The 6876-nt window shown below is 56.0% G+C and carries 5 protein-coding genes; all 5 read right to left on the bottom strand.

Annotated elements, in window-relative coordinates; genetic code table 11:
• Positions 1–1099 (bottom strand): hypothetical protein (locus VSS37_RS16835; protein ID WP_324697078.1); only part of this gene is annotated, 1099 nt, incomplete at its 3' end.
• A gap of 18 nt (positions 1100–1117) precedes the next feature.
• Positions 1118–1969, bottom strand: a complete 852-nt coding sequence (locus VSS37_RS16840) for a hypothetical protein (protein WP_246149129.1) — start codon at positions 1967–1969, stop codon at positions 1118–1120.
• Positions 1969–2637 (bottom strand): class I SAM-dependent methyltransferase, encoded by a 669-nt coding sequence (locus tag VSS37_RS16845; RefSeq protein WP_034946899.1) that lies wholly within the window; start codon positions 2635–2637, stop codon positions 1969–1971. The genes VSS37_RS16840 and VSS37_RS16845 overlap by 1 nt, the downstream gene beginning before the upstream one ends.
• 48 nt (positions 2638–2685) lie before the next feature.
• On the bottom strand, positions 2686–4512 hold the full coding sequence (locus tag VSS37_RS16850; protein ID WP_324697079.1) for an O-linked N-acetylglucosamine transferase, SPINDLY family protein: 1827 nt from the start codon (positions 4510–4512) through the stop codon (positions 2686–2688).
• A 284-nt stretch (positions 4513–4796) separates the two neighbouring features.
• A partial coding sequence (locus VSS37_RS16855; protein ID WP_510952327.1) for an SPM autocatalytic domain-containing protein occupies positions 4797–6876 on the bottom strand: 2080 nt, incomplete at its 5' end.

The following is a 6876-nucleotide window of genomic DNA, read 5'->3' on the forward strand; positions in this document are numbered from 1 at the left end:
GGTTGGCATCAAAAATTTCCTGGCCATGTATCGGATGACTGAGAACCGTGATGTTCCTGTATTTGAACTCGATGTCATTGACGCATTTGGAGTGGGGTAGAAGAATGACGGGCAGTGAGTGCTTCTGTGCAAAAGAAATGATCGGGCCATGAAATCCGGCATCGTGATCGGATAACACTATTCTTGATGGTTTCGAGTTTTTGAAATACCTGGAAAGCTGGTAATAGGTGACCAGCTGCGCACAGTAAGTGTTGCTGATTTGTTGGGTTTGGCGCTGGCGGTAATTCGGTATGACCAGATGTGGCTGCAATATCCGGTCCAGTTTTTCAGCTAATTTACGGGAAAAATTATTTATTTTTGTGCGGATCTCTTCCGGTAAATTGGCGAGGGTACTCTCTAATTCGGTCAGTGCCAGGGTTTTAATTGCGGGTAACGGGATGTTGAAATTCTTTGCCTCGATATTGATCAGTGTTTTCCCGGTCGAAATCATTTCCTGGAAAAAATAATTGATATCATACCAGCATGTCGGTAAATGAATCAGTAGCTGTTCAAGTTCTTCATTCTGATTTCCTTCTGGTAACTCAGGGATCAGATGGCCGTCATCATCCTTGCTTCCATAGGTAAAACCTGAAAATTCGATGTCATTGGACTTCAGGTTCCACAAGAGCAAGATCGAGGGAATGAATGAATTGAAGTAATATGAGCCAGGGGTATCACAGATGAAGAGGTGTACCTTCGTTCCGGCTAGTTGGTTACCAAAATTCTCCCATAGTGCCGTGTACCACTTGAGGGTGATGAAAATATAATACAGATTCAGATGCTGCCATCCCTCTATGGATACCTCGGGGACAATATCTCTGACTTCGAGATCAAGAGTCCTCTCCAGGTCGAACGCAGCAGAGTGGGCACTGGCGTCCAGTTCATGATAGAGCGGGCAATTATCAAAAGGTGTATAAACGATGTTCCTCAGTCCGCTCGCCGAGATCGGGTCAACCAGTATCGGGTCGAATGTGTATACGGTATACGAGGACAGGTTTCTGGCGATTTGTAGGGCTGGGGGAATATCCGCAGCATTGATAATTATGATCGAGTTTTCCATCGCAAGATTCTTCTTCCCTCATTCCCGCAACTTGTCGCGCAACTGCGAGTACGCTTCCCTGTAATCGTGGAACCCCTGCTCCCTCATCGCGATTTTCAGAGCGTCGCTCAGCACGGCTTCGAACTTGAACTGATTCAGGCGGCTACCCGACCAGGCACAATCGAAGGTATTGTAAGCGCGGACACGCCACCTGGGATCGACCGTCAGCAATATGGATGCAATACGTTCCATCAGGAAGACTTTTCTCTGCACGGAGCCTGGGTAGGATGTTTCGAAAATCAGCAACTGTTTGAGCGCGCTGTCCTCTCCTTCGCAGATGGAAAATAACTGCTCGTTGAGACTGAGCCAGGCGCGCCAGAACGCGGGACGTGCGGCAAAGAAATTGCTGAAGATGATCTGCCGAGAATCCATGACCAGCGGCGCCAAGCCGATCGGCATGCCAACTGCCGCAAAGAAGGTTTCGCTGGCCGCGATAAAACCCGGCGAAAACAGTTCCTCCTGTTCGAATACATTGAGGAAAAAGGCCCCCATGTCAGGTTGCGGGCTGAATGAAACCACATCCATGTCTGTGCCGGCTGCCTGCACGAAATTTTTCACCTGGGCATGGCTCAGTCCAGTCTTCTCCTGGAAGCGCGGTGAGAAGAAACCATAATACGCATGCTCTTCGAGATCTTCATCGATCAGGAATCTGCGAATCGGCCAATATTCACGCCAATCATTTCTGGGGCTATTGACATTGTCCAGGATCAGGTAACCCGGAGGGGCCTCAGCAAGGGTCTTTTCAGAGTAGGCAATGTGATAGAGATGGACCGGGTGCAATGCTGGATTCATTACCTGCTGCGTCGGGCCATTAGTTTTCCCGGTTTGCATCAGCCGTCCGCTAGCGCCTTGACCACATATTGAAATGGGACTGCATCCTGTAGGGCCATCTCGGGATCGTTACCGGATGCACGTGCCATCTGCCGGATCGCTGCAGCCATTTCATCAGTAGGTTGATCGAGGAGACGGGCAATCATGTTGAGCACCTGGAATCCGTGCGAATTGAACAGATCGATAATGGTCAGGCGGGTAAGCCAGCGAATATGGGTACGATCAAACAGACCGGAGTCCTGATAGATGAACAGGCCGGCGTTAAGCCGGGACTGGACGCCCCAATATTGCGCATTCGGGATGCAGGCAATCACTTCGGTGCGGCTGCGCGCATTGGCCTTGATGCGCTCCAGCAGTTGCCATGGATCGTAAAGATGCTCCAAAGCGTCAGCAAATACCCAGCAGTCGGCATCACTCAGCTGGTGAAATGTTTCGGCAGATAAATATTCGACATTGCCATGGATCACCTCCGTGCAATGCTGCCTGGAGGCTTCGGCGTAGTCCGCATCGATTTCTATGCCCACATAGCGGCAGCCGGGATTGATGCCGCGATAGGCTCGCGCCAGAGCACCACTGCTGGAGCCCACTTCCACCACGCCTGTATAGTCGCTACGCATGAAGTTGAGAACATCCGGATTGTGAATTTGATTGAGCGGGGTTTGTCGCATTGCTGGTGCTGGATGCACGGGGGTCCTTTCAAGAAGGTCAGATTTGCTTCACAGTGGCGATGAAGTTGTCGGGAGATGCATGGTCAATTGCAACAACCGGCTTTCCAGATTGCGTACGAACAAGTGAGTATCGAACAGCACTCCCTGAGTGCGCTCTCTGATCAGGTGTGCCCGCATCCGTTCGCATTCGGTTCGACGATGACCCAGGGCAACCGCCTTTTCTTCATAGTCACTGAGCTGGTAGGTAATCAGTTCCCCGAGATTGGCTGCGGTCAGCAGCGCGCCAGCCATACGGGACGCAAAGGTACGTCCACTCCGGGTCAGTACGGGCAGGCCCATCCATAGGGCGTCGTTCGCAGTTGTGCCGGCATTGAATGGAAAGGTGTCAAGGAACAGATCCGCAATCTGGTAGCGGGCCAGATAGTTTTCAGGAGCAACCCGCTCGGTGAAGATCAGGCGGGAGGGTTCAATGCCCTGATTGATGGCTTCCTGACGCAGGTTTGTTTCAGCCCAGGGATTGTCGGCCAGTAACCACAACACGCTGCCGGACACACGGCGCAGGATGTTCATCCAGACGCTGAACATTTCTGGGGTGAACTTGAAGTTGTTATTGAATGAGCAGTACACAAAGCGGTCTTCCGGTAGCCCGCAGCTCGCCCGGCTAGGGGGGGTTCCCAGCGCGCGCTTGCGGTCGCTGACCTGATAGATGTCAGGCATATAGAGGGGCTTTTCGGAATAGTAGCGTGCTTCCTCTTCGGGGATGAGGAAGCGGTCGGCAATGACATAGTCGATGAATGGGAGGCCGGTGGTGGCAGGCAGGCCGAGATAGGTGATCTGTATTGGGGCCGGTCGGTAGGCCAGCATGTTCATTCGGGCACCAGCAGTCTGGCCCTGCAGGTCCACCAGAATATCGATCTCGTGTTCCCGAATCAGGCAAGCCGCTTCCTCGTCGCCGAGTTGATCGATACGTTGGAAGTGATCCATGGCGGCAATCACCCGCTTGCGTACCTCCGAGCCATCCTCCGGACTCCAGCAATACGCATAGACCTCGAATTTCTCTCGGTCATGGGATTCGAACATCTCCACCATCAGCATCGCGACCGGATGCAGGCAGAAATCCGAGGAGCAGTAGCCGATGCGGATTTTCCGGTGTCCGTAGCCTCCTGGCTTGGCGAGGGATGGCAGATCCTTGAGTACCTTCTTGTCCGCGTAGCGTCGCGCGGCGGCCAGTTGTACCGCAGGATCATCGGTCATCGCAAGCATGGCCAGGGCGGAGGTGGAATTCTCCATCAGTTCCGGGCTGACCTTGCCGGTGGGGCGATAAACTGGCCAACAGCATTGTTTCATGCGCAGGAATACCCAGTGGTGGAGTACATCCGACTGGGTGGGATCGATCGACAGACTCCTGTCGAGATAGTCTGTGGCATCCCGATATTCCTTTTTGATCTCCAGTACCCGGCCAAGATTGTTCAGGGCAAGCAGCAGGAAGGGCTTGTATTCATCCGTGTCGGCGGGAACATTGCGTTCAACCCATAGCCACTCTTCTACCGCCTGGTCCAGAAAGCCCCGGCGCTCAAGGACCAGCCCAAGGTTGAGTCGAGGTTGAATGAAGCCAGGAGACAGGGCGATCGCCTGCCGGTAAGCCTCTTCCGAAGCCACCAGATCCCCGAGATTCGACAGCGTTGCGCCGAGGTTGAAGTACGCCGCATGGGCGTGGGTTGAAGGGGTTCTCTTGAGCCAGGTCTGGTAGAGGATCGCTGCCAGGGGCGCGCGCCGTTCCTGCTCCAGTTTGCTGCACTGGTCGATGAGTTGCAGCAGTTCGAGTTGCCCGTTCCATGCCTGCATCAGCAGAGAAACAATTACATCGTCGCGCACTACCACTCCCCTCAAGGCTGCCATCCCGAATTCATGGTTACAACGAGCCTGGATTATATCCTGAAAACGGGCCTCGGCGATCTTTGCAGGGTAATCATAACTGATTGTAATAATTGAATAAGATCATCGGTTCAGAGGGTACGCTTGCTGCAGATCAGGCGACAGACGGATGCTGCACGCACAGCTTCCGATCAATCGGCAGACTGTCCTGGATGGCATGAGACATCTTCAGCCAAAAAAGGAAGCGGGGCCGAAAAGGCCCCGCTGCATGGCTGAACCGCTGTTTAACTACCTGTCGCGAGCATGCCCTTGGTGATCGCATCCAGGCTTGGCGGATTGGTCAGCGAGTTGGTCGCCACCGTCTGTGAAGCCTGGGATGGACCGAACGGATTGCCGTTCGGATCGTATTGCTGCAACAAGGCCGCAATGCTTGCCTGCGGGGCGAGTTGAGGCAGGAGGCTGGTACCAAAAGCGTTCGGGTCGGGCGCTGCCTGTCCGGTGTTGAACGAGGAGATGGCCTGCAGCATGTTGCCCACATTCGCTCTGAGATCCGCCGCCGCCGCAATGGTAGGCGGCGCTGCCTGGATTGCGGAGTTCTTGTCGGTTGCGAACCAGACGTCAGCCATCTCGTGACTTGTCCCATCGGTGGTCTGGTAACTCGAAATCAGTCCGACGATATTGCCCGCATCGACCACCGCAGTTCTCGTCGCATTCAGGTCGAGTTGAACTATTTCCAGCGACTCGAGGGAACGTAGTTCTCCCGACTGGCTGATCCCGTCCGAATTGCCGTCTACCCAGACTGCCAGATCCGACCAATGATCGTCTGCCGAACTAATGACGCCGTCGGCATTGCTGTCGATTTCGCTCAGGGCGACATAGCCGTCTGCAGCCTTTTCGCCGTTGGCCAGCGTGACCGATGATCCGAACAATTCACCGCCGTCGTTGATGGTTCCGTCGCCATTGCGGTCCATGACCAGGAGGCCGTCACCGCTGGCAACCCAGCCGGTATGAATCTTGTCGCCGGTTGCCAACAGGTCGAACTGAACGCCCGAAGAAATGCTCTGCGATAGTTTGCCATCCTCGTTGAGATCAAGAATCAGGGGCGTCGAAGCGGAGTTGACCTGAGCCGTGGTCAGGGCGGCGAGTTGTGTGGTCGTCAGGAACATCCCCTTGAGGGCATAGGTCTGAGCGGTGCTCATGGCGGCGAGCTGGCTGAGGGTCAGGACGGGAACCTGAGCGGCGGTGAGTGCGGCGAGCTGAGTGGTACCGAGTGCTGCGACATCGGCGGCTTCCATGGCCTTTACCTGGGCAGTGGTGAGGCCGCTGGCGATCTGGGTGACCGTGAGTGCGGCAACCTGCGCGGTGGTCAGAGCGACGATCTGGCTGGTTCGCAGAGCTGCGATATCGGCAGCTTCCATCGCTCTCACTTGGGCAGTGGTGAGGCCGCTGGCAATCTGACTGGCGGTGAGCGCGCCGACCTGAGTCGTGGTCAGCGCGACCACCTGAGCGGTGCCAAGGTTGGCGATCTGACTGCTGGCAAGGGCGGCAATCTGGCTGGTCTTGAGTACCGCGACATCAGTCGCCTCGATCGCCTGCAACTGGGTGGTGGTGAGGCCGTTGACGAGCTGATTGGTGGTCAGTGCGCGGACCTGCGCCGTGGTCAGTGCGACGACCTGGGCGGTGTCGAGACTGGCCACCTGGGAGGTAGTGAGGGCGGCGATCTGCGACGTGCCGATGCCGGCGATCTGACTAGTGCGCAGGACGATGGCGATCTGACTGGTGGTGAGCGCGGCTACCTGGCTGGTCTTGAATGCCGAGACTTCGGTGGCATCCATGGTGCTGAGCTGGTTGGTGGTGAGGCCGCCTGTGATCTGGGTGACCGTGAGTGCGCCGATCTGTGAAGAAGTCAGCGCCGCGAATTGGGAGGTGCCGAGGTTGGCGATCTGAGTAGTGCTCAGAGCGGCGATCTGGCTGCTCTTGAGTGCTGCGACATCAGTCGCCTCGATCGCTTGCAGTTGGGTGCTGGTGAGGCCGTTGACAAGTTGATTGGTGGTCAGTGCGCGGACCTGCGCCGTGGTCAGCGCGACGATCTGGGCGGTGCCGAGACTGGCGACTTGGGCGGTGGTGAGGGCGGCAACCTGCGACGTGCCGATCCCGGCGATCTGGCTGCTGCCAAGGACGATCGCGATCTGGCTGCTGGTGAGCGCGACCAGCTGGCTGGTCTTGAGTGCCGCGACATCGCGGGTTTCCAGGGCCGTCAGCTGGTTGGTGGTAAGGCCGTTGATGAGCTGGTTGGTGGTCAGGGCGCGGACCTGCGACGAGGTCAGCGCGACGATCTGGCTGGTGCCGAGATTGGCGATCTGA

The sequence above is a fragment of the Candidatus Thiothrix phosphatis genome, from assembly GCF_035668035.1.
Lineage (GTDB): Bacteria > Pseudomonadota > Gammaproteobacteria > Thiotrichales > Thiotrichaceae > Thiothrix > Thiothrix phosphatis.